Origin of the sequence: Bythopirellula polymerisocia, from assembly GCF_007860015.1 — a bacterium.
In the GTDB taxonomy this organism is placed as follows: Bacteria; Planctomycetota; Planctomycetia; order Pirellulales; family Lacipirellulaceae; genus Bythopirellula; species Bythopirellula polymerisocia.
Map to the genome: position 1 here is coordinate 360019 of NZ_SJPS01000006.1, position 22943 is coordinate 382961.

The window sequence follows — 22943 nt, forward strand, 5'->3', positions numbered from 1 at the left end:
CTTGACTAAAAGGAGCTGGATCATGACTGTGGGACCTATGGGGGGGTTAATCGGCAGCGCAGCCGGTGCTCCGCTATCTCAGACCTCCGGCAGCGAAACCGAACGCAGCCAGCGCGATGCCAGTGCCCAGGCTCGCCAGACTGCAACAGACGACAGCGCCGAACAGGCCGCCGGAATTGGCACAACGGATGAGGACCAGGGCACCTCCGAACGCGATGCCGACGGTCGCAGCTTCTGGAAGTCGAACGAAGATCATGACAAATCCGAAGAAGAATATTCGTCTGAGCCTTCTAAAGAGCGGCAGTCGAAGGATCCCACCGGAATCAGTGGCAGTTCGTTGGATCTGACAGGCTGAATGGCTGATATCCCGGGGCGGTAGCGGTATCTACGTCTTGCGTTAGAATGGGGCGAAACATTATTACGCCCACGTACTGCTTCTGCATTCCATGCCCACGAACCCTCTCTCCGCTGATAATTCGACCGACGCGGGTGTCTTGTCTGTATCGCAGCTTACCGCACAACTTAAGGGGGTTGTTGAAACGCGGTTTTCCTCGGTGTGGGTTGCTGGGGAACTCTCGAATTTCTCTCGTCCCCAGTCAGGGCATTGCTATTTCACCTTGAAAGATGATGCAGCTCAATTGCGAGGCGTTGTCTGGAAGAACACAGCGGCGAGACTCAAGTTTGAGCTAGCCGATGGGTTGGAGATTGTCTGCCGGGGGCACCTCGATGTCTATCCCCCGCGAGGGAGTTACCAACTCGTGGTCGAAGAGGTGCAGCCGCGCGGTGTAGGGGCATTGGAACTTGCACTACGTAAACTCCGTGAGAAACTTGCTGCTGAAGGGTTGTTCGATGCCGACCGCAAACGACCCTTGCCGGCGTTTCCTCGGCGGATTGGATTTGTGACCAGCCCCACGGGTGCAGCGATCCGCGATTTTGTGGAAGTGCTCGACCGCCGCTGGCGCGGAGTTGAAGTGCTGATCTTCCCATCGCGGGTGCAAGGGGATGGGGCTGCGGCAGAGATCGCGGCGGGCATCCGCCTGGCAAACCGCGTTACTCCAGTGCTCGACGTATTAGTGGTTGGTCGTGGTGGAGGTAGCTTGGAAGACCTGTGGTGCTTCAACGAGGAAGTAGTTGTCCGGGCAATTGCGGCATCACGCATTCCTACCATCTCGGCCGTCGGGCATGAAATTGATGTGACGCTCGCCGACCATGTCGCCGACGTGCGGGCACTCACTCCCAGCGAGGCGGCGGAGCGGGTGGTTCCGTCGGCGCAGGATGTGAGCCAAATCTTACGGAACATGAGTACGCGGATTGAGCGGGCATTTTCGAATCAAGTTTCTACCTGGCGGCAACGGCTCGAAAGCCTTGCTAGCCGCCCTGCCCTATCCCGCCCCGAAGATGCGGTGCGGAATCTGAGTCGGCAGGTGGATGAGTTTGCCACTCGATTGCAAATTGCAATGAAGTCAGTGCTGCGTGACCAGGAAAGTCGTCTTGCTAATGCTGGCGGCAAACTCGATTCGCTCAATCCATTGGCAGTCTTGGAACGGGGGTACAGTCTTACCCAAGATCGAGCCACAAAGCGACTCATCACCTCGGCCAAGCAGATCAAAAAGGGACAATCGATAGTTACCAGATTGGCCGAGGGTGCGGTTATTAGTACAGTCGAGGAGGTTTCGACGCTCCCTTCGGCAAAAACCAAATGAGAGGGCCTTTCCATTGGCGAAGAAAAAAACAACACAAGAGCAACCGGTTTTTGAGCAGTCGCTCAAAGAGCTTGAGGGAATCGTCGGCAAGCTCGAAAGTGGCAAGCTGGGCCTGGAGGAATCACTCGAACACTATGAGTCCGGCATGCGGCATCTGAAACAGTGTAATGAGCTGTTGCGTAGTGCCGAGCGACGCATCGCGCTCGTTACAGGTCTCGACGCAGACGGGAATGCCGTAACAGAGTCTTTTGCAGCAGAGGATGAGGAATCATTGACCGCAAAGGGGGATGCCCGTAGTCGAAGACGCAGTTCTGCAGGGAAACGCCGTTCAGCGAGTGAAGTGGACGACGACTCCTCGCTCTTTTAGAATGTATAAGATGAGTCTTTCGACAACACCGTCAGGTCTTGGAAGTTATCGCCGTGAGATTGAGGCTGCCCTCAGCGCGGCGGTTCAATTTGATTCTGATTGTCCCGATCGACTACGCGAAGCTATCGAGTACAGCCTGCTGGCTCCTGGCAAGCGACTGCGACCTCAGTTGGTTTTGATGGCATGCGATGTTTGTGGCGGCGATATTCGTGCCGCCATGCCAGCGGCAGTTGCTGTCGAGATGATTCATGCCTACTCACTGGTGCATGACGACCTCCCCGCGATGGACGACGATGATCTCCGTCGGGGAAGACCTACCTGCCACAAGCAGTTTGACGAAGCGACCGCCACGCTGGTTGGAGATGCCCTTCAGGCCCGTGCGTTTGAACTCTTAGCCAAAGATGTTCACCCCCCCGAATGTGCAGCCCGTTGTTGTGCGGAACTGGGTCGCGCAGTCGGAGCTACCATGCTGGTGGGAGGACAGGCGGCAGACCTGGGCAGCGAATTCCAGCAATGTTCGCTCGCTGAGTTAGAAGCTATTCATCGTCGCAAGACGGGAGCCTTGTTTCGAGTGTCGCTCCGACTGGGAGCGATGATCGCCGACGCCTCGGACGGACAACTGGCGGCACTTGACGATTACGGTGATAACCTGGGGCTTGCATTCCAGGTGATCGATGATTTGCTGGACGTCTCCGGCTCAGAAAACAACATGGGCAAACGACTTGGCAAAGACGCCCACAAAGGAAAGAATACCTATCCGGCCATCCTGGGAATCGAAGCGAGCCAGGCACTCGCTGAAAAACTCATCGAGAATGCATGTGTCTCACTTGAGATTTTCGGTGAACAAGCAACACCTTTGCGCGAACTTGCACTCTTTGTGAGGCAACGAAATACGTGACCCCAGAAATCCTCCCTACGATCACGCAACCCAGCGACATGGAGAAACTCTCTCTGCCGCAGTTGGAACGGCTGGCCGTTGAAATTCGCGATGTGTTGTGCAATCTCATCGCTTGCCGCAGCGCACACTTTGCTTCAAATCTTGGCGTCGTTGAATTGTGCATTGCCCTGCACACCACATTCGATTTTCGACGCGATCGCCTGATCTGGGACACGGGTCACCAGATTTATCCCCACAAACTGCTCACTGGACGCTACGGGCAATTTCACACGATGCGTACTAAGGGGGGACTCATGGGCTACCCCAACCCCGCCGAGAGTGAATTTGACCTGTTCATGACAGGGCATGCAGGGGCGAGTGTTTCAACGGCCCTTGGGTTGGCTAGTGGGGACGACCTGCTGCGACCTGACGAAAATCGCTTCTCAGTGGCGGTTATCGGTGATGGTGCATTCCCCTCGGGGGTAGTGTTCGAGGCTCTTAACAATGCCCGGCGACAAAGCGATAAAATGCTGGTGATTCTGAACGACAATCGAATGTCGATCTGTCCGCGTGTGGGAGGCATGGCAGACTACCTCGATCGCCTGCGAATGAATCCCATGTACACTGGCTTCAAGGACGAAATCGCCAAGATCCTCGGTCGTGTACCGCTCTTCGGAGATCCAACCGAACGCTTCCTGGTGCAACTCAAAGAGGCTGCCAAGGCGGGGCTCAGCGGCGGGATGATGTTCGAGGACATGGGATTCCGCTATGTCGGCCCCATCGACGGACACAATATTGGTTTGCTCCGTAAGTATTTGAGGATGGCCCAACGAGGCGAGGGTCCAGTGCTTCTGCATGTGGTTACTGAAAAGGGTCACGGCTTTAAGCCCGCGGAAGATGATCCCGTGCTGTTCCATGCTCCACCGCAGTTTGAGAAGCGGGACGAACGGAAGGTTGTTCTCAAGAAAAGCACATCGCGCGCGTTTACTCACGTGGCAGCCGAGGCCATCGAGTCGCAAATGCGCACCAATCCCAATGTAACTGTGCTAACCGCGGCCATGTGTCAAGGTAACAAGCTCGAAAAGGTCCGGGACGCGTTCCCGGAACGCTTTTTTGACACCGGCATCTGCGAGGCGCATACGGTCGCCTTTGCCGCCGGCCAAGCAAAGGTTGGCCTGCGCCCAGTCGTGGACATCTACAGTACTTTCCTCCAGCGCGCCTACGACCACATCTTCCAAGAAGTGGCGCTGCAGAATCTGCCGGTCACGTTTATGTTGGATCGTGGCGGGCTTGCTGGCCCCGATGGTCCCACGCACCACGGTGTGTTTGATCTGGGCTATCTGCGCGTGTTCCCAAACATGGTCATCATGAGCCCAGGAGATGCTCTAGAATTGCCGGCCATGCTTGATTTCGCCCTACAGCACGACGGTCCGTGTGCGATCCGCTATCCCAAGGCGACTGCCGTAGAGATTCCCCGCAAGTTTCCCGCTATTGAGTTAGGCAGGAGCGAAGTCCTTCGTGCTGGAACCGACGGATGTCTAATCAGCTATGGCCCGCTCGCCAATCGTTGCTTAGAGGTGGCTAACCGATTGCAGAATGAGGGCCTCGATGTGGCTGTCATCAATGCCCGTTTCCTCAAGCCTTTCGACACTGAAACGATCTTGCAAACGATTCGTGATTGCAACTTCGTCGTGACTGTGGAAGAGGCCGCATTGGCAGGTGGCTTCGGCAGTGCATTACTCGAAGCCGCAGCCGATGCGGGAATCGACACTAGCCGCATTCGTCGACTTGGCATCCCCGATTTCTACGTCGAGCACGGCGAACGCGACGAACTATTGGCAGATCTGAGTATGGATGTCGAAGGAATTTTGCGGACTTGTCGGGAGATAGCGGGCAATCAAGTTATTCATACCTAGAATTACTTGTCATCCCCCCTGCTCTCGTCGGCACCCCTCCTCGTTGGTATGCTGGTAGTATGTCAACCGCAGCCAAGAAGTCGGTAGGAACCCGTCCACGGGTGTTGATGCTCGTGGATGAGAGCCGCCCTCATCTCTTGGAGCAAGCCGTCGAGTTGCGGCCGTTGGTGGAGAAGCACGTCGAAGTCGTTGCACTCGAAGATTTCAACGGCGAGTTGCCTGCAGACAATATCGATTTTGCGATTGTGCTGGGCGGCGATGGCTCGATGCTCCGCGCCGCCCATCGACTAGGGTATCAGCAGTTGCCAATTCTGGGGGTGAATCTGGGACATCTTGGGTTCCTGGCTGATCTGCAGCCAGAACTCCTCCCAAAGCTATTGCCCCAAATTGCGGCGGGCGAGTACCGGGTGATTTCGCATCTGATGTTCGAGTGTGAAGTGATTTCGAAGGGGAAAACCGTTCACAGATCGCTCGGGCTCAACGAAGCTTCAGTGCTAGCAGGCCCTCCCTTCAAGATTATCGAGGTACAGCTTTACGTTGACTCTGAATTAGTAACAACTTATAGTTGCGACGGCTTGATCGTCAGCACACCCGTAGGCTCGACGGCTCATAGCCTGTCGGCGGGGGGGCCTATCCTGCGCAAAGATTTGCAGGCCTTCGTCATCTCGCCGATCAGCCCGCATACGCTTACGAACCGTCCTGTTGTCGATTCAGCCGAGCGGGTGTTTGAGTTGGTCGTTCCGCAACCCCATGAAGGAACGTCCCTGGTAGTAGATGGCAAAGTGCTATGCCAGCCGACTACCGCCGACCGCATACGTATCACTCGGAGCAAGGCGCAGTTTCAATTAATCGAAATTGCAGGTTATGGCTACTACCGCACGCTTCGCGAAAAGCTGGGCTGGGGTGGTCGCCTACCGCGCGATGACTAATCAGTAACACTCGTTTCTAAATCTCAGAGGTGCAAGGATGCCCAACTTAAAAACCTCCCCCATCATTCTATTGCTGCTTTTTTCCGTCTCTTTTATCGCGACAGACATCGCGAGGGCAACAGAAGAAGCCTCCGATTCGGCCGAGGAATTCTCACTTACCTATAAGTTTCAACTCGGGGAAGTACTCCGCTATCGTGTGGATCATACGGCCGACATTCGCAGCACGATGGAAGGGACCACCGAGCAAGCCGAAACCAAGAGTGATTCGATCAAATCTTGGAAGGTGACCGACGTCCTTCCTAATGGGGAAATGGAATTCGTGCATCTGGTTGAGGTAGTGCGGATGAGTAATCGTGTCCCCAATCGGGCGCTGGTCGAGTTCGACAGTGAAAGTGACACATCTCCCCCAGCAGGTTTTGAACAAGTCGCCCGGGCGGTGGGTGTACCCCTCTCGGTAATTCGAATCACTCCCAGCGGAGAGATTGTTTCCCGCGAAGAAAAGCATCCCCAACCCCCCGTTACCGACGACATGCCGATCACCCTGCGACTGCCTGACGCGCCAGTCGCGGTAGGCGAGCAATGGGACGAGTCGTATGATGTTCCTGCTGAGTCAAAGAGTGGTGCTGTAACTAAAGTCCGTACTCGACGGGTTTGCACGCTTGAATCTGTCAAAAATGGCATCGCAACAATCAGCGTCGAGTATCAGATCCTCACCCCCGTCAGTGCGTTTGTAGAATCAAACCTCGTAGAACGGCTAACTAAGGGAACCGTGCGCTTCGATATCGAGAAAGGTCGCATTGCTTCGCAACAGCATGAAGTCGACCGCCGCATTTTGGGTTTTGCGGGAGATTCGAGCGTCTTGCACCATGTCTCACGAGTGAAAGAACGACTCCTCAAGGCCGACGAACGCTTGGCACGAAAGCCAAAGTGAATTACCCAGCCGGACCTACTCGATCCGATAGAGATGCGTAAACGAGCGCAGGATGATTGCATCGTCAATAACCGCAGGCGAGGCGTTGAATCCATCTGAAAACTGATTCTCTGCGACCAGCCGATATTCGTCCGCGGCAGCAATCACAGAGACTTTTCCGTCTTTGCTGAAAAAGTAGAGGTTCTCTCCGGCCAGGAGTGGTGACGCCCAATACTCGCCGGTCAAGCGTTTGACCCAGATCGACTCGCCAGTTAATGCATCGAGGCACGAAAGTACACCACTGTCGCTGGTCATATATAGTCGATCGTTGGCGACGATTAATGAAGATCGCTCGGGCACGGCTTTTCCTGTGTTCCATGAGATATGGGATTCCGTTACATCCCCCGTGCCTTCTGGATTCAGTGCGACAAGACTTGTTTCTCCATCGCCTGCCGAGATATAGACCATGCCATTTTCATAGAGGGGTCGGGCAGCGGCATTCATACCTTCGTGTCGAATCCGCCAAATGACCTCGCCAGTCGCAGGGTCATAGGCGATGGTTTCAACCGCCGCAGGGCAAATGATCTGCTTCTGGCCGTCAACTTCGATTAGCGTCGGGGTGCAGTACCCCTTCTTGTAGTCGCCTTCTTCGGTGCCATAGTCGATATCTCGAATCGTTTTCCAGATTGTCTCGCCCGTGTGTTTATCGAGAGCAACGACGAATTGATTGTCGATTCCATCGAAAAGCAGAAATAACCGATCACCATCGACAATGGGAGAAGAAGCTGGTCCACGAAAATCTTCGCAGACGAAATCGCGTCGCTCCCAGAGCTTTTCGCCTGTGTTGGTATCGAGACAAGCCGTACCATACTCACCAAAATGAACGTAGACTCGACCTTCCTCGACGAACGGCGTGCACGATGCATAGCTATTTGTAGGATGACAAAACTTTGGCTCGGCAACCTCAAAAACGAGAATATCGTACTCGATGGCTCCCGTGTCGGCATTTACACAAACAGCGTAGAGTTTCTTCCCATCTTCCGTAGCCGTAGTTAGCCAGATTTGATCGCCCCACACTACAGGCGACGACCAGCCTTTGTCATGGATTGGCGTTTTCCAGGTGACACGATCTGACTCGCCGAATTCAGAAGGCAATTCGATCGATGTTTCTCCGTCGCCATGCGGACCGCGAAATTGATTCCAGTACGGCTCAGTGCCGGTTCCCTCAGAGACAGTAAGACACAAGCAAGGTAATAGAACGAGTTGCGCGCAGAAGCCCAATCGAAGTGATCTCGATAGTAACGACATCTTGACAATCCTTAGACAATTTGAAGCGACTTACTTGCGGATAAAGATTCAGAATGTCTAAAGCAAGATGCGGCGTCAAGGCGCGGCCGAATTCAATCGATTACAACTACTCGGTGAGTCCTTCCACTTCGTGTACGACCACAATATCATGAACGCCGCTGGACATCTTTTTGTTGCCCTGGCCAGCCGTGAGATGAGAACCACCGACAATTACGATGCGGTCTCCTTTTACCGTCAGTCCTACTCGACAGGCCCATTCGTCTGTGGATTTGATGAGTTGCTCGATGTTCTCAGCTGGGGCATTGCGCAGTGGCGTGACACCCCAGTAGAGACACATGAGTCGCAAAGTCGATTCTTTGGTGCTTACACCAATAGTGGGACTGAAACTTCGCTGTTGTGACAAAGCTAAGGCAGTGCGGCCGGAGTGACTAGCAACCACAACGAGCTTGGCATTAAGGCTATGAGCCATCGTGCCTGCCCCCCGTACGATTGCACTGGTGACTTCATGCAGCCCTCCTGCATTTTTCTTGGCACATTGTCTGATGGGCTGCCCCTCTAAGCTCTGCTCGGTCACTTGGGCTATGCGATTCATCATTTCCACGGCTAAACGCGGGTGTTTGCCGATAGCTGTTTCTCCGGAAAGCATACAGGCATCAGCTCCGTCAAGCACGGCATTGGCCACGTCAGTCGCTTCCGCACGAGTGGGCCGCTGGGACTCGTGCATGCTATCGAGCATCTGCGTGGCGATGATGACTGGTTTGTGATACTCGTGGCAGACGCGGATAATTCGTTTCTGAGCCAGAGGCATCTCAGCTACATCGATCTCCACACCCAAATCGCCACGCGCGACCATGATCCCATCTGCTTCAGCGACGATTTCTTCGAGTCGATCCAGGGCTTCGCGTTTTTCGATCTTTGCGATGACACGGGCAGTTGAACTATTTGATCTGAGGATATCCTTTAGGGTCCGAACTTCATCCGGGGAGCGAACAAAACTGAGACTTACAAAGTCGATCCCCGCCTTGGCAGCCCAAATCGCGTGTTGATGATCTTCAACACTGATCGCCGGTGCACTCAGTTTCACGCCAGGGAGATTAATGCCCTGGCGACTTCGAATGATGCCGTGTTGTTCCACTCGGAGTCGTGCTCGATCGGGGAGCAATTCTTCTACCCGCATACTTACCGTACCATCCGCCAGCATCACCAAGTCGCCGACTGAAAGTTCATCTACCAAAGCCTGGTAGCTGGTAACCAATTCATTTGGGGAAGAAGGATCCTGCTTCACCAAGAAGAATGTTTCGTCGCGTCCACAAAATATCCCCTCGTCAGGCAATACGCCTAGTCGAAACTTGGGGCCAGCCAAATCTACCAGGATCGCCAATGGTTCATTGAGTTGTTCACTGACCTGACGGATGTGATCGACGTGAGGTTGTTGTTGCTCAGGACCCGCGTGGGCCATATTGAGGCGAAAGACACTTACTCCACTCCGAGCCAGAATCGCCAGTTGTGAGGGTTCAAAGCAAGAGGGCCCAACCGTGGCGACGATCTTGGTGCGTGCCTTTTTGACGCGGCTTAGGGGAAGGTTATACTCGTCCATAAGTTGTCCTATTTCTTCGAGTCGTTTACTAGGGTCAGCAGGCGGGAGAGAGAGGTGGTTGGATGGCAGAATATCTGTGCTTAGAACGGTCATACAATAATGTGCCTTAGTGTCCGCTGAATGGGATATGGTGTAAAGTTGAATCTGGGTGCAATACCCATAGTATGGCAAGGCGAAGGCCAACTTGCCTGGAATCTACAGTTAAACCATACTTCTGCAACCTAGAAAACATCTCCTGCCAGAGTAATGGCGAGTATCACTTGCAGGTCAGCAGATAGCATAGGCATTACAATTAGTACTAGGCCCACCCCAACGTGGGGGAGTCTGCAATCCCAAAGCCATGTCGTACAGTTGGCAAAACAAGATCTGCTTGGTGACTGGTGCCTCGTCCGGCTTAGGGTTAGCCATTGCGCGGAGTCTCGCCAGTCATGGCGCAAATGTACTTCTCAATGCGCGAACCAGGGCAACACTCGAACAAGCAGCCGATTTACTTTCGGCAACGGGAGGCAGTGTTGTTGCTCTGCCTGGAGACGTGACCAGTCAAGCGGATGTCGAATCACTTGCCCGCGAAGTGGAGCAGCGATTCGGTGGACTAGACTTGCTCTGCAACTGTGCAGGCCGATCAACGCGTGGTGAAGTGCTCGACACTACGACCGCAAATTTTCAAGAGCTGTGGGAAGTGAACTTTCTATCCGTTGTCCGTATGACTCGTGCCTTTGCACCTATGCTGATTGAGCGGAGCGGACACTTGGTCAACATTGGCTCACTGGCAGGCAAAGTGGCGCCACGCTATCTGGGTGCGTACCCGGCCAGCAAGTTTGCTTTGAGTGCCTACTCTCAACAACTTCGACTGGAATTAGGCCCCGCCGGGCTACATGTCTTGTTGGTTTGCCCCGGACCGATCAAACGCGACGACGCCGGGGAGCGCTATGCGGAGAAATCTGTTGGTATCCCCGATGACGCCCAACAACCGGGGGCCGGCGCGAAGCTCCGAGGGATCGACCCAGATTGGCTGGCCGAGCGGATCCTTACGGCCTGCGAGGGCCGACATTCGGAGCTCGTAGTGCCTTGGAAGGTCCGCTGGCTACTGGCCCTTGCACAGCTTTCCCCGAGCTGGGGCGATTGGCTCTTAAAGAAGGCAACCTCTGGCTGAGCAGATCATTTTCCAACTTTCGCACTTTTTAACTGTTGCCAAGAACGGAGTTCGCGACCAGAATATAGTTATGCAGTCGACCTACGGTTACTTTTGGTTTAGTTCCACTCGCTACTTCTTTTTTACAAGAGGTGGCGGGGCGGGAGGTAATGCGTAGCTGCTCAACAGAGATACGTAGACAACACTCACAAGCCCCGAGCACCTCTTGGTCCTCGGGGCTTGTTTTTTTCACACACAACTCACTACTAATCCCCGGAGCCCCCCATGATTATCGTAATGAAACGCAGTGCCTCTCAGGAGGACATCGACACCATGATTGCCAATGTCGAATCGCTTGGCCTTAAGGCCAATGTAATCCAAGGAACCGAGCGAACCGTGATAGCCGCGGTCGGCGAAGAACGGGTCGCGGGGATTAGTTCTCTGGAGAGCGGTCCTGGGGTGGACGAAGTCCTGCCAATCCTCGCTCCCTACAAGCTGGCCAGCCGCGAACTCAAACCTGAAAGCAGCACCGTCACTGCCGGCAGTCTCTCGGTGGGTAATGGTACTATCGGTGTGATCGCCGGGCCATGTTCCGTGGAAACAGCAGAGCAAATCCTCGCCTGTGCCCACGCCGTAAAATCGGCCGGGGCGACGGCCCTACGTGGTGGAGCGTTCAAACCTCGCACCAGTCCCTACAGCTTCCAAGGTCTCAAGGAAGATGGACTCAAAATGCTGGCCGATGCCCGCGACGAAACCGGCCTGGCCATCGTCACCGAAGTCGTGTCACCCGACGACGTAGACTTGGTGAGCGAATATGCCGACGTATTGCAGATCGGTGCACGCAATATGCAGAATTACCGCTTGCTCGAGGCCGTGGGCAAATCCCCCCGGGCGGTGTTACTAAAGCGAGGTCCGAGTGCCACGATCGACGAGTTCTTACTCGCTGCTGAATATATCCTCGATGGCGGAAATCCAAACGTCATGCTCTGCGAGCGCGGAGTTCGCACCTTCGAGAGCCACACGCGCTTCACGCTCCCGTTGGCCACGGTCCCCTACGTACAGCAAAGAACTCATTTGCCAATTGTTGTCGACCCGAGCCATGGCACGGGCCACACGAGCCTCGTCACCGCCATGGCCAAGGCATCCATCGCAGCAGGTGCTGACGGCCTGATTGTCGAGATGCATCCCAACCCCGACAAGGCTATGAGCGACGGCTATCAATCACTGAACTTCGCCCAGTTCGAGCAGATGATGAGTGAATGTAGGCGAATTGCCGAAGCGGTGGATCGCGAACTCGGCGCGATGGTGCCCGCGTAGCACTAAGCCGCCGCTAGCGAATTAGCGATCAAGTAACTTGCGGTGAACTTCAGCGCTGGCACGGACATACACGAGTTCGTTTGCCGGATCCTGTATCACGATAGCTTCGCCGTTTGCTGTGGCCTGCCACTGATTGGCAGGGTAGATGTCGAGCACGGGTTCAATGTCCACGATGGCCTGCGAAGTGATTTGAATTGTCCCGCCAGGACTAGCTCGCCAGCCAAGGCCTAGCGGCGTGAGCACAGCATCCAGAGCCGCGTGCCATGGCTCGTTGGTGATGCTGCAAGTAATGCGCGAGTCGGGCCATAGATTCGCGTTCGCCAGTGCCGGCCAATCGACGAGCACGGCCAAACCCATTTCGCTCTGCCAATAGCGAAATACTTCGGCCAATGGTGTTTCGTGTGTAAAGGTAAATGTCGTAGGGGCGGACACTCGATCCGCGATAGCTAGTCCAAGAGTTTTTGCAACGAGTAGTCGCGCAGGAAAGCGACTCCGGAGAGGCATTTGCTTCGACAGACGAATCCGTTCTAGGAAAAAGAGTATCTGATAATGAACACCTTGTGCTTGCTCGATACTCAGCCCGGTGGGGGTCGCAGTTATCTTGCCGATTCCCCCCGCATTCGCCCAAGTTTCGGGAGCGACGAGCTTTTCGATCCACTCTCCAAAATCCTCCGCAGTCGTTTGTGCACCAAGTAGGTCGTCGATGGGATAGTCGATCTTGCGAATTCTCGATGCAGCCTCTCGCACAATCACCACCTGAGGTCCGTCAGTCGTAGCATCCAAGTGCAACGGCCCAAGCACCTTGGCCAAAGCTTCGTCGAGGCGTATCTCTTGGGCGTCCAGTGAAACTCGCTTGCTGGGGGATATTCCAGCCATTTGCAATTCGATTGGGGAGACACTTATTGGTACACCCGCCAGACTTCCGATCAGATCTAGAAAATCGGTAATCGGCATGTCCTTCAACGTCAATGAAGGAACAGCGTACTCGAGTTGTGGCTCGGCTGATCGCGTTGCTATCTGTGTGGAGTTATCATCGCTCAGACGGACAACCGCCAGTTTCTCAGCAGGATCCTGTTTATCCCACGCTTCTACTTCTTCTGCAGGCGGTTGATTTGGCAAGGACGTTGTGGACTGTTCCGCTTCATCCGTTGTGCCAAGGTTCGTCAGATCCATTTGCTCAAGATCATATCTCAGCGGATCGAACTTACGCGCGATGCGTGGCTCATCGGGCGACTCCACAACTAGCTTTGGTGAAGGAATATCTTGCGTTAAGGATTCGGTCGGATTTGCCGACTCTTTGGTTACAAGTTCTTCGGATGGTTCTGTACTCGGTGGGGTCGGAGAAGACTGCGGAGGGTCTTCAAGTTCCGAAGAAGGCTTCTTGAGTGAAGTCATCCCCGGACTGCGAGAACCAGGACCGCCCTTGCTTGCATTCTCCTCAGTTGGCTTGAGTGGGGGGGTAGACTCTTCTGCTATTTGGCTCGGCTGTTTCTCAGCAGGGTTGACATCTTCGGATCCAGCTACCACAGTTGGCTCGGGTTCCACTTGCTGACGCAAGACGAGAAATGCTGTTGTAGCGCTTGCTCCAATAGCAAAATAGGCAATCCACCAAAGAATCACCTTGCTGCTCGCAGCAGCCATGGGCACCTTCACATTGGCAGTCTCTGCAGAAGCTGGAGCCTCTGCTGCAGGAGCATCCACTTGGGAACTTTCCAGAGCGGGAGATGCCGGCTGATCAACTAACTTTTCCACGTGGTTTATAAGTGGAATTGTGGACGACACGGCGGCCGGTGCTTCCACAAGCACCATGCTCTCGCAACGGGGGCAAGCCACTATCTCACCAATTAGCGCAGCATCGCGTACCGATAGCTTCGCTTGACAAGTGACACAAGTAACTTTGAATAGTTCCACAGCGCTCATTTTTCTCTGTTCACTGAAAAGGGCGAGTCGCAGGCGGGCTGGGCAAGATCACATCCGAGACACATGATGCCTCAAATTCTGCTCATTTCGACATTTTCCATTATAGTCGATCCGATTGTGGGAAGGGAAATCCTTGCCGGGATACCGCTTTTAGGGGAGCTAGGTGATTGTCCAAAGCATTCTGTCCTCTCGTTAAGTGTAGTTTACATCACTGTATTTCCCTGAGGGAACTACCGCCATGGAGTGGGTATTGGAGGCATTCCGCGAGGCATTTCCGGAATTTTTGCCAATTGCAAGTACCTGCCAAATTGCTAGAATGAGGGATCATTATCAAACCCACCCCCGATTCCCGTGAGGATAGTCTTCCTGTGAAACCTGCCCGAGCTCCACGATTTCAGAAGCGAAAAGTCATCAAGAAAGTTGCCAAGAGGGATCCCATCTTCATTGATGGTGTGCGTCCCCGGCCCATGTTTGTCGATTACAAAGATCTGGATATGCTCAGCAAGCTGACCAATCGCCACGGCCGCATCGTCAGCCGACGCAAGACAGGTTGCCAGGCGACTAGCCAACATGCCGTTTCCAAAGCAGTCAAGCGTGCCCGCTTCATGGCCTTGATGCCTTACGTCGGCAACTGATCCTCGACTGATGTTTAAGTGCTTTGACAACTCGTATACGAGAAAGCACTAGGATCATTCACACATGGCCGAGCCATTCCGTACCCAGCGACTCGTGGAATTCCACGACACGGATATGGCCGGGATTATGCACTTCGCTTCTTTTTTCCAGTACATGGAATCTGCGGAGCATGAATTCATTCGGTCGCTCGGTCTTAGCGTCCACTCCCAGATCGCTGGGAAAACAATCAGCTTTCCGCGAGTCGCCGCATCTTGCGACTTTAAATCGCCCGTTCGTTGCGAAGAAGTCTTGGATATCGCGATCCTCGTAACACGACTTGGATCAAAAAGTATCAGCTACTCTTTCGAGATGACTTCTGCCGGCAAGGAAATTGCCGCCGGGAATATCACCTGTGTCTGCTGCCAAGTCGAACCAGGCGAAGATATAACCTCCGTCCCCATTCCAGCCGAGATTCGCGAAAAGTTGCAGACGTACCTCGCGTAGTCAGTCCGAGACGCTTGGCCACTCACAGCCCACTTGTCACAATAGAGGCATGGGTGCTCTTAACGCCGAATCGATCTCGAAGAACTTCTCCACCGCCGAAGCTAGGCTCGAGGTGCTAGTCGATATTTCGCTGAGGCTCGCACCAGGTGAATCCCTAGCGATCTTAGGTCCTAGTGGTTCCGGAAAGAGTACCTTGCTTGCAATTCTCGGCACATTGGATCGCCCTACATCGGGAACAATGAAAATAGGGGACGTAGATCCCTTCAAATTAGCCGAGCCACTGTTAGCAGCGTTTCGCAATAAGCAAATCGGATTCGTATTTCAGGATCATCACCTGCTGCCTCAATGCACGGTTTTGGAAAACGTGTTGGTGCCATTCCTCGGTAGTGGGTCGGCTGGAAAGCTAGAGATTGACGAGGCAACGCAACTCATCGAGCGGGTGGGATTGTCTCAGCGGCTATTGCATCGGCCTGCTCAACTCTCGGGAGGCGAAAAGCAACGCGTGGCCATTGCCCGGGCTCTAGTTCGTAAACCAGTTCTGGTGCTGGCCGACGAACCTACGGGAAACCTCGATGGCACAACCGCTGCGGAAGTCGCCCGACTCCTATTGGATTTGCAGCTTGAGCAGAAGTCGATGCTCGTCGTGGTAACTCACAGCCGACCTTTGGCCGAACAGATGCAACGCCGCTCCAGTCTTGAAAACGGCAGACTCGTGGAGTGCGTTTGAATATTAATCGGTTTGGTTGAGTGAAAGGACGTGCGCCGTCATGGTTCCGCTAGCTTCATTGCAGACCACAAGCAGCGGCTTGCGGTGAGGATTTTGATCGGAAGCAATAAATAGTAGTCCTTCCGGCGCTCGGTCTCGTAGTTCTTGATCCGCGTCTGGTCGCAGTAAACTCAGGAACTTGGCTTCCATCGGGTTGGAAATGTCGTAGAACATCACTCCTCCTGTCCGTTCCAGGCCGATGGCAGCGATGCGCCGTCGATCAAGCGTGAACAAGACAACATTTTCAGGTTCAGGCCCACGAGTGGTGCTGCGGTCGTCAGTCTTGCTGGATGGCTTGCTATCAACATTAAACAAATGAGGAGCCTCACGGGCGATGATTTGCTCGAATTCGTTGCCGCTGTCGAAGGCCTGTATGAGTTCGCCTGCGTGTCGCTTCCAAATAGAAAAAGACCGCGTTCCAAAACATGCGAGCTGATCGAGGTCTCCATCGCCGTCTCGATCTCCAGCCGCCCGGGATACTTCGAGTTGAGATAGATCGGGATTGTTGACCAGAGATCTTGCGGGGTTATGGTGATCCAAAGGGATTCCTTGCTCCGCAAGTGCGCCGATTTGAACTGCTTCGGTGTAAGTGGCATAGTCCCGCGGGTCCCCTTCATTGGCAGTGACGAGAAAGTCCTCTCCCCCTTGCTGAAACGTCGCGATCCCATCGGGCTGAAACATTCCTACGATCGGCCAATGACGTATACGGATCCCTCCGTCCTGGTCGCTCACATCAAGTCCAGTCCCGGTTGTCGCAGAGATGAGCCGTCCTGGCCGACTGTTTCCCCGCGCCCGAAAGTCTTTTAATCCGAGCGGATAGACTCTGACAATCTCCGCTCGTTCTATATCAAGTTCTGCGATAGCATTATTCTCTTGAAGCGTAATCCAGGCGAATTTCGCATCAGCATCAATCGCGATGTATTCCGGCTCAAGATCTTGAGCGACTGATGCCAAGCCATCCGGACTCTCTTGATTCGGACCGAATATCCTAACACCATCGTCGATCATTTGTTTTTTTAGGTCATTGAACTTGGTAAACTGGGTTTCCTGCACAGTCGCATCAACCCAGGTTTCCCCGACAGTGATGATAGAGATCGTGCCCTCAGGATCGAAGGAATAATCGTCATTCGGCTCACCTTCATTGGCCACAAGAAGTCGGCTCCCCTCGGAAGTGAAAGCGATCATGTCGGGCAAATATCCAACTGGATGGCTTGCCGATTCGACGAGCTGAAGGGCATCGTAAAACGAAATGATCCCTCGCTTTCTCTTGTCGTCGGCTGCCCATGCGACAGCCACGATTTCCTTGGAGCAGGCAACACTGGTGGCGTGATAGCCCATCGGTTGCTCCACATTTTCAATTTGCTGCCCAGAGACAAGGTCGACCACATCGACTCCACCCCCTGTGGTCAAGAAAAGTCGCTCGGTTTCTGCAGAGTAAGCTGCAATCTCACAGGCCCCGCTTGGTGAAGAATATCGCCAATGAAGCTCGGCTACGACCTCGATTGCCTGACTTTTCGATTTGTGTAATAGGAAAACAAAGGCTAGCAGTAAGCATGCTTTGCTCGAAAACTTCATGCGACGGGCCCAAGAGTAAAACCAAGTAATCTATGACCATGCCTAGCAGCCCGTTGAACAAGTCGATTTCTTATGATTTTAGGCGGCCAGGACGAACGCAGGACGGGCGACCATTTTCTGACCGACGCGATGGTTCGTGGCGTGCAAACGGCTCAGTGTGTGTTGCATGTTTGAGGTCCAAAGATTCCTGGGGGGATGTGGACATGATCGACTCCTAGAAATGTGGAAAATAGGAAGACTTACCCGCACAACAGAATTAGAGCAAATTTCACACCTACTTTCGAGACGCTCACACAGTGGGCCTGCTGACGGCAAATTGCCACTTGCCGACCAACCTCTCTCGATGGTAGGATAATGATTCAAATGACGCGGGGTGGAGCAGCCAGGTAGCTCGCGAGGCTCATAACCTCGAGGTCGTCGGTTCGAATCCGGCCCCCGCCACTTTTTGTAAGTCTTTGCCGAACAACTAGTTATGTTACCTGACGGCGTTCGTCAGTGCGGCCTTAAAAGTAGTGGTTTTTAGGTAGTCTACCTAAAACCTAACTTTGGAGGATGCATTTATGTCGAACGCTTTTTCTTTGCGCGTTCCCGCCTATGGGAGACACAAGCCCACCGGACAAGCTAGAGTCCAGATCGACGGGCGGACCATCTACCTAGGCAAATACGGATCTCAGGAAAGCCGGGAAGCCTATCATCGAATTACTAAGGAATGGGTGCGCAATGGCGGCACCCTACCTCACTCGACCGATATTACCACAGTGGGTGAGGCGATGGTCGCTTATCTGCGATTTGCCAAGGGGTACTATCGCAAGAATGGGAAGGTTACGAGGGAATACGAGGCTATTCGGGGCTGTTGCCGGATCATCAATCCTTTGTACGGGCGATCCCCGGCGGCTGAGTTCGGACCCTTGCGTCTCAAAACCGTGCGGCAAGAGATGATACGTGCCGGTCATTCTCGAAAGTACGTCAACAAGAACGTCGGGAGAATTGTCCGTATGTTCAAGTGGGCTGCTGCCGAGGAGTTGCTACCTGCAAGTGTCCCTCAAGCGTTGTCAATGGTTGCAGGCCTGCGTCAAGGTCGTACAGAGGCCCCTGAGTGTCCACCTGTTCCCCCGGTTGATGATGCTATCGTAGAGGCCACTCTCGAGCATTTACCCGCACTCGTAGCCGATATGGTACGACTGCAACGGCTCACCGGTATGAGACCTTCCGAACTATGCATTCTAAGGCCCTGCGATCTTGATCGTTCTGGTACCATTTGGATTTATCGCCCTGAAAGCCACAAGACAGAACATCATGGACGAGATCGACTTGTATTGATAGGTCCTCGTAGTCAGGCGGTACTGCTGCGATACTTGGCTCGAGACAGCCAATGTTATTGCTTTCGTCCGGTGGACAGCGAAGCCAAGCGCAGAGCTCAAGCCCAGATTGATCGGCAAACGCCGCTGACTTGTGGCAACCTGCCTGGCACGAATCGAGTTAGCAACCCCAAGAAAAAAGCGGGAGAGCGGTATACAACCGGTAGCTTTCGTCGAGCCATTCACCGGGCATGTGATAAAGCATTCCCCCACCCTCAACTGGGTTCCAAAGTCTGGGCCGAAATGTCTGATTCACAGATCGACGAAGTCAAAAAATGGCAATCTTTCCAGCGATGGTCGCCAAACCAACTCAGGCATTCGGCTGCAACAGAAGTACGGAGAGAGTTTGGATTGGAAGCAGCACAAATCATTCTTGGCCACTCGCAAGCCAACGTAACCGAAGTTTATGCCGAGCGCGATCTAGCTGTGGGTTTGAGAGTTGCTGCAAAGATTGGGTAGAATTCGGTATGTTGAATTTACGGTCTACGGGGTCATTATTCCGATCAGTAAGTTTTTTCTCAATATCTACCATCAAGTAGGTAGATAGATCCATGTGAAAGCCAATCAAATGAGCAAGGCACTTAATCGTTTCACTGAGGCCTTTGAGGAGTTGCAGAATCAGTTTTTTAAGGAAGTAGAAGAAACGGAAGTCTACGACCAGAAAATCAGGGTTCGCGGTCAATTTAGATATTTCAGATATTTGGCTGATGGAAAACGTCCGGTTGAAGAAGATAGATTATTCAAGAAATGTGGCTGGGATATTTTGACTATCTGGGGTCTTTCAATTCAGGCGGACTGTTATCAAGTACAAGGACACACAGAAGAAACAATCGAATGCCTGCTTTCTTGTGTTTCTCTTTCATTCAATATGCCCAAGTTTATGGATGATCTCGATAAATTACGAAATAAGCGAATGCGCACCAGTCTCGCAAACAATCTGAAAAAGGTGAGAAAGGATAATAAAAAATCCCGCAGACGAATAAGGCAAAGACATCTAATGGCTCAGAAGATAGCGTCTACTAAGACTGAAGCGGCAAGAATAATTGCGAATGAAGAAAGCACCGATGATAAAATCGTCGAACATAGAAACGTCATGCCTGATTTGTTGGATTACCCCAAAACAACTCGAAAGAAAATGTCGCAATGAGGTCGGTGCCTGTTCATTGGAAAGTGATTGAGGATGGACTGACTCCCAAAAAGTAGATCAGCTTCTGTTTACGGTGCACTTCCTCTGGAGGGACTGCTAATCCTGGATACGAATTGTCTTCGAAATTCATTGTGACTCCTGCATCTCCAGTTTAATGACATGCTCAGGGCAATCCAATCAATTCGCTATGATGGGCGTATCTCGACAATACATGCTCGTGTTTGATCTATCCTCGGAACTCATCTGCCTAGCTCGGCAATTGTAGTTTTTGACTTCTCGACGTCCATCTTCGGGAGGTCGAACAGGACGTTCAAACCATCTTCTCAGGTGCAATTTCATCCTGCCGGCTAGGTCGGTTGGCTAGCAGTACAATGGTTCTTTCCAAGAGCTTCTATCTGTCAGATGCCTAACTGCGAAGGATCGCAAACGTCTTCTTCCCCCGGCCGTTGCCTGGCCCCGCAGGTGGCAACTAAGGCCGCCTAGGCATCGAGTGCAACCCTCAATATTTATGGCTTGGTCAATGCTCATGCTGGCCAATCATCTATTTTTCACTCGGATTCTACTTCCTGACAAGTTATCCAAGCGTTCGGGACACTCTAGGATTCCCGTATTTCCCGATGGTAAATGGCTAAAAATGTAATTTTTCCTGCAACGACGTAAATAATTACGTCCTGAGATTTCTCCCTGGTTTTATCCCGGTATCTTTGGAGCAAATCCATTGTTTTCAGGCTGATTTACCTGCTTTTGGACCGTTTTAATGAAAATTCTAGAAGAAACTCCGCTCACAATACCCCAAGTAGCTCGCAAGGCAAAAGTGAATCCTTCAACAGCATGGCGTTGGACAGCCAAAGGCGTTCGTGGGGTAACGCTGGAAACGTTTTCGGTTGGTGCCAAGCGATATTCGACTGAGGAAGCATATGTGCGCTTTATTGAAGCCACCACTCAAGTGGCGAATAGCGGCAGAGCTGAAAGTCTTCCGGCACAGACAGTTGCACAGCGCGAACGCGATCTTCAGCGAACCGACCGAGAACTTAAGGAGCTTGGCATTTAACGGCCAGAACCACCAGCGCAGGTGCCACGCACTCGGCTGTTCGCACTATCAATATAAGGGATTATAAGCATGAAAACCGTCCACGTTTTGCAGATCACTAACTGGAATCTTTACTTCGAGAACAGCGTTACGAGACAGCGACGACACTGCCGGGCCGTCCCCGTGCCCAATCGGCTCGACAGCGATGAATATTTGGCCCTGGTGAATCACCCCAATGGAGTGGCTCACTTCGGGGTCTTCATGGCCCTCGTGCTGCTCGCATCGAAATGCTCTCCCAGAGGGATGTTCATCAATAAAAAATACCGCACGCCCTTTACCTCCCGTGACATCGCAATCCGGACGATGATCGACCAGCAGCTGATCGAGGAAGCCATCGAAAGGCTGATCGATATTGATTGGATCGAATGTGTCGAATTGTCCTTCGATCAACTACCAGCGGCCAACAGTCACTTGAAGCAAAATGCTAATGCAAAGCTTGATCAAGATTTAAAGCACGTCGAGAGGGTGACGAGCGAGTGCCACGAGAGTGACGCGCAGGTGACAGATGGATGGCGCGCGGGTGACGCGGAAGTAACTAGCGTGTGCCACAAGGGTGATCTCGACGTGTCGGGTGAACGTCAGGCGGGTGATTTAACGTCCAATCGAGAGCAGATGCGGATCGATTACCTCGAGTCGCGGGTGGGCTACGCACTCGACACGATGACGGTGGTGCAAATGCAACAGCTCGTGCTCGGTAAGCTGCCGAATAAGGCAGCGGATTATTTGCCCGAGTTGGCGGCCCATGGCAAAGCCACAGGGGCGGTGCGAGTGGATCTGCTGGAGGTGCTGAATCGGGCCAAAGAGCTGGCCATCGAAGAAACAGAGGTGAACCATGGCTAGGAGTCGCAATATCAAACCAGGGTTCTTCAGCAACGAAATGCTGGTGAGTTTGCCATTCCCCGCGCGGCTGCTGTTCATCGGGCTGTGGACGATAGCAGACAGAGAGGGCCGCCTGGAGGATCGCCCGCTCAAGATCAAGATGCAGATCTTCCCCGGTGACGACGTGGACGTGGATGCTGCTCTAAATCAACTGGCATCCGGAGAAGATCCGCTCATCGTCCGTTATGTGCGCGAAGGGATTAGTATTATCCAGGTCGTGAAGTGGCAAAACCACCAGAGACCGCACCATCAAGAGGCAGCTTCGGTCTTGCCATCGATGGAAGATACTTCGCATCAAGGTACGAACTCTACTCGCACCAAGGAGCGAAGCGACACGCACGAACCTGCGAAACGCAGTATAGAGGGTATCAGTAATCAGGAATCAGTAACAAGCAATCAGGAATCAGACAGGAGGGAATCAGGGGAATCTAGCACGAACCCTCGCAAGCCCAAAGTCTTCGAGCCGATTGACATGCAGCTTGCCGAATGGATGTGGGACAAGATCAAGTTGCTCCAGCCAGATCGATCTCCCCCGAAGCTCGAATCTTGGGCGGAGGATTTTCGCTTGATGCGGGAGATCGACAAGCGAGACGAGCCTGGCATTCGCAAACTCTTCGAATGGGTGAATCAGGACCCATTCTGGCAAATCAATGTTCTCTCTCCAAAAAAACTCAGGGAAAAATGGGATGACCTCGAACTCAAACGACGAGCCGCAAGCCTACCAAATAATACACGCCCAGCCACAGGAGAGTCAGCTGAACCAACTGGGAGCCTCTTCAAATAACCAAACAGCGAGCGATCTATTCAAAAAGTATACCGCTCGTCTGGAGGCGGGCGAACACAGCCCATACAAGAAGCGGCTCACGGAATGCGAAAAGACAGCCATGCAAAGATCGCTGATCAAATTGTGAATAGCGTTCGAAAAGTGCGGCGCTTGGCGGGGTGATTTGGCAACTGAAATTTGCAGCGCACAGATGTGCAGTTCTTTGAATTTGGGAAGATACGGGCTTTAGCCCTTATCTTCTCCAGATTC

Annotated in this window: 21 protein-coding genes and 1 tRNA gene; 18 read left to right on the forward strand and 4 right to left on the reverse strand. The window is 53.2% G+C overall.

What is annotated here, in order from left to right; all coding sequences use genetic code 11:
• Nucleotides 1–22 precede the first annotated feature (22 nt).
• The 7 genes from Pla144_RS19080 (at nucleotide 23) to Pla144_RS19110 (ending at nucleotide 6723) form a co-directional block, all read left to right on the forward strand.
• A complete protein-coding gene (locus Pla144_RS19080; protein WP_146452296.1) occupies nucleotides 23–355 on the forward strand; it encodes a hypothetical protein in 333 nt (110 codons plus the stop codon).
• A 91-nt stretch (nucleotides 356–446) separates the two neighbouring features.
• Nucleotides 447–1703: an exodeoxyribonuclease VII large subunit gene (gene xseA, locus Pla144_RS19085; protein ID WP_146452297.1), complete on the forward strand. Its 1257-nt coding sequence runs from the start codon at nucleotides 447–449 to the stop codon at nucleotides 1701–1703.
• Nucleotides 1704–1716: 13 nt separating this feature from the next.
• Nucleotides 1717–2070: an exodeoxyribonuclease VII small subunit gene (xseB, locus tag Pla144_RS19090; protein WP_146452298.1), complete on the forward strand. Its 354-nt coding sequence runs from the start codon at nucleotides 1717–1719 to the stop codon at nucleotides 2068–2070.
• Nucleotides 2071–2080: 10 nt separating this feature from the next.
• A complete protein-coding gene (locus Pla144_RS19095; protein WP_146452299.1) occupies nucleotides 2081–2968 on the forward strand; it encodes a polyprenyl synthetase family protein in 888 nt (295 codons plus the stop codon).
• A complete protein-coding gene (dxs, locus tag Pla144_RS19100) occupies nucleotides 2965–4863 on the forward strand; it encodes a 1-deoxy-D-xylulose-5-phosphate synthase (RefSeq protein ID WP_146452300.1) in 1899 nt (632 codons plus the stop codon). Before Pla144_RS19095 ends, dxs begins: the two co-directional genes overlap by 4 nt.
• Before the next feature lie 59 nt (nucleotides 4864–4922).
• Nucleotides 4923–5792, forward strand: a complete 870-nt coding sequence (locus Pla144_RS19105) for an NAD(+)/NADH kinase (protein ID WP_146452301.1) — start codon at nucleotides 4923–4925, stop codon at nucleotides 5790–5792.
• Nucleotides 5793–5829: 37 nt separating this feature from the next.
• On the forward strand, nucleotides 5830–6723 hold the full coding sequence (locus Pla144_RS19110; protein WP_146452302.1) for a hypothetical protein: 894 nt from the start codon (nucleotides 5830–5832) through the stop codon (nucleotides 6721–6723).
• Between the two features lie 15 nt (nucleotides 6724–6738).
• Here Pla144_RS19110 and Pla144_RS19115 read toward each other — a convergent pair whose 3' ends face one another.
• Nucleotides 6739–8010: an outer membrane protein assembly factor BamB family protein gene (locus tag Pla144_RS19115; RefSeq protein ID WP_146452303.1), complete on the reverse strand. Its 1272-nt coding sequence runs from the start codon at nucleotides 8008–8010 to the stop codon at nucleotides 6739–6741.
• Between the two features lie 106 nt (nucleotides 8011–8116).
• Nucleotides 8117–9700: a pyruvate kinase gene (pyk, locus tag Pla144_RS19120; RefSeq protein WP_231936445.1), complete on the reverse strand. Its 1584-nt coding sequence runs from the start codon at nucleotides 9698–9700 to the stop codon at nucleotides 8117–8119.
• A gap of 247 nt (nucleotides 9701–9947) precedes the next feature.
• On the opposite strand from pyk, the gene Pla144_RS19125 reads away from it, so the two are divergent.
• Together Pla144_RS19125 and aroF are read left to right on the forward strand one after the other, a co-directional pair.
• Nucleotides 9948–10760, forward strand: a complete 813-nt coding sequence (locus Pla144_RS19125; RefSeq protein ID WP_146452304.1) for an SDR family NAD(P)-dependent oxidoreductase — start codon at nucleotides 9948–9950, stop codon at nucleotides 10758–10760.
• Nucleotides 10761–11024: 264 nt separating this feature from the next.
• Nucleotides 11025–12056: a 3-deoxy-7-phosphoheptulonate synthase gene (aroF, locus tag Pla144_RS19130; protein WP_146452305.1), complete on the forward strand. Its 1032-nt coding sequence runs from the start codon at nucleotides 11025–11027 to the stop codon at nucleotides 12054–12056.
• A gap of 21 nt (nucleotides 12057–12077) precedes the next feature.
• Here aroF and Pla144_RS19135 read toward each other — a convergent pair whose 3' ends face one another.
• Entirely contained in the window at nucleotides 12078–13976 is a 1899-nt protein-coding gene (locus Pla144_RS19135) for a hypothetical protein (protein WP_146452306.1), read from the reverse strand.
• A gap of 368 nt (nucleotides 13977–14344) precedes the next feature.
• Between Pla144_RS19135 and rpsR the strand changes: the two genes are divergently transcribed.
• The 3 genes from rpsR to Pla144_RS19150 all read left to right on the forward strand — a co-directional run bounded on the left by rpsR (nucleotide 14345) and on the right by Pla144_RS19150 (nucleotide 15822).
• Entirely contained in the window at nucleotides 14345–14611 is a 267-nt protein-coding gene (rpsR, locus tag Pla144_RS25180; protein ID WP_231936447.1) for a 30S ribosomal protein S18, read from the forward strand.
• A 64-nt stretch (nucleotides 14612–14675) separates the two neighbouring features.
• The gene (locus Pla144_RS19145; RefSeq protein WP_146452307.1) at nucleotides 14676–15095 is read left to right on the forward strand and encodes an acyl-CoA thioesterase; all 420 of its coding nucleotides are present in this window, start codon (nucleotides 14676–14678) and stop codon (nucleotides 15093–15095) included.
• 49 nt (nucleotides 15096–15144) lie between these two features.
• A complete protein-coding gene (locus Pla144_RS19150; RefSeq protein WP_146452308.1) occupies nucleotides 15145–15822 on the forward strand; it encodes an ABC transporter ATP-binding protein in 678 nt (225 codons plus the stop codon).
• A 3-nt stretch (nucleotides 15823–15825) separates the two neighbouring features.
• On the opposite strand, the gene Pla144_RS19155 is transcribed toward Pla144_RS19150, so the two are convergent.
• Entirely contained in the window at nucleotides 15826–17436 is a 1611-nt protein-coding gene (locus Pla144_RS19155) for a choice-of-anchor I family protein (protein ID WP_146452309.1), read from the reverse strand.
• Between the two features lie 367 nt (nucleotides 17437–17803).
• Between Pla144_RS19155 and Pla144_RS19160 the strand changes: the two genes are divergently transcribed.
• The 6 genes from Pla144_RS19160 to Pla144_RS19185 all read left to right on the forward strand — a co-directional run bounded on the left by Pla144_RS19160 (nucleotide 17804) and on the right by Pla144_RS19185 (nucleotide 22694).
• Nucleotides 17804–17877, forward strand: a tRNA-Met gene (locus Pla144_RS19160).
• Nucleotides 17878–17996: 119 nt separating this feature from the next.
• A complete protein-coding gene (locus Pla144_RS19165) occupies nucleotides 17997–19253 on the forward strand; it encodes a tyrosine-type recombinase/integrase (protein ID WP_146452310.1) in 1257 nt (418 codons plus the stop codon).
• A gap of 94 nt (nucleotides 19254–19347) precedes the next feature.
• On the forward strand, nucleotides 19348–19941 hold the full coding sequence (locus tag Pla144_RS19170) for a hypothetical protein (protein WP_146452311.1): 594 nt from the start codon (nucleotides 19348–19350) through the stop codon (nucleotides 19939–19941).
• Between the two features lie 757 nt (nucleotides 19942–20698).
• Nucleotides 20699–20992: a DUF1580 domain-containing protein gene (locus Pla144_RS19175; RefSeq protein WP_146452312.1), complete on the forward strand. Its 294-nt coding sequence runs from the start codon at nucleotides 20699–20701 to the stop codon at nucleotides 20990–20992.
• Nucleotides 20993–21061: 69 nt separating this feature from the next.
• Nucleotides 21062–21871 (forward strand): hypothetical protein, encoded by an 810-nt coding sequence (locus Pla144_RS19180; protein WP_146452313.1) that lies wholly within the window; start codon nucleotides 21062–21064, stop codon nucleotides 21869–21871.
• Complete coding sequence (locus Pla144_RS19185) at nucleotides 21864–22694, forward strand: hypothetical protein (RefSeq protein ID WP_146452314.1); 831 nt, start codon at nucleotides 21864–21866, stop codon at nucleotides 22692–22694. Before Pla144_RS19180 ends, Pla144_RS19185 begins: the two co-directional genes overlap by 8 nt.
• Nucleotides 22695–22943 lie beyond the last annotated feature (249 nt).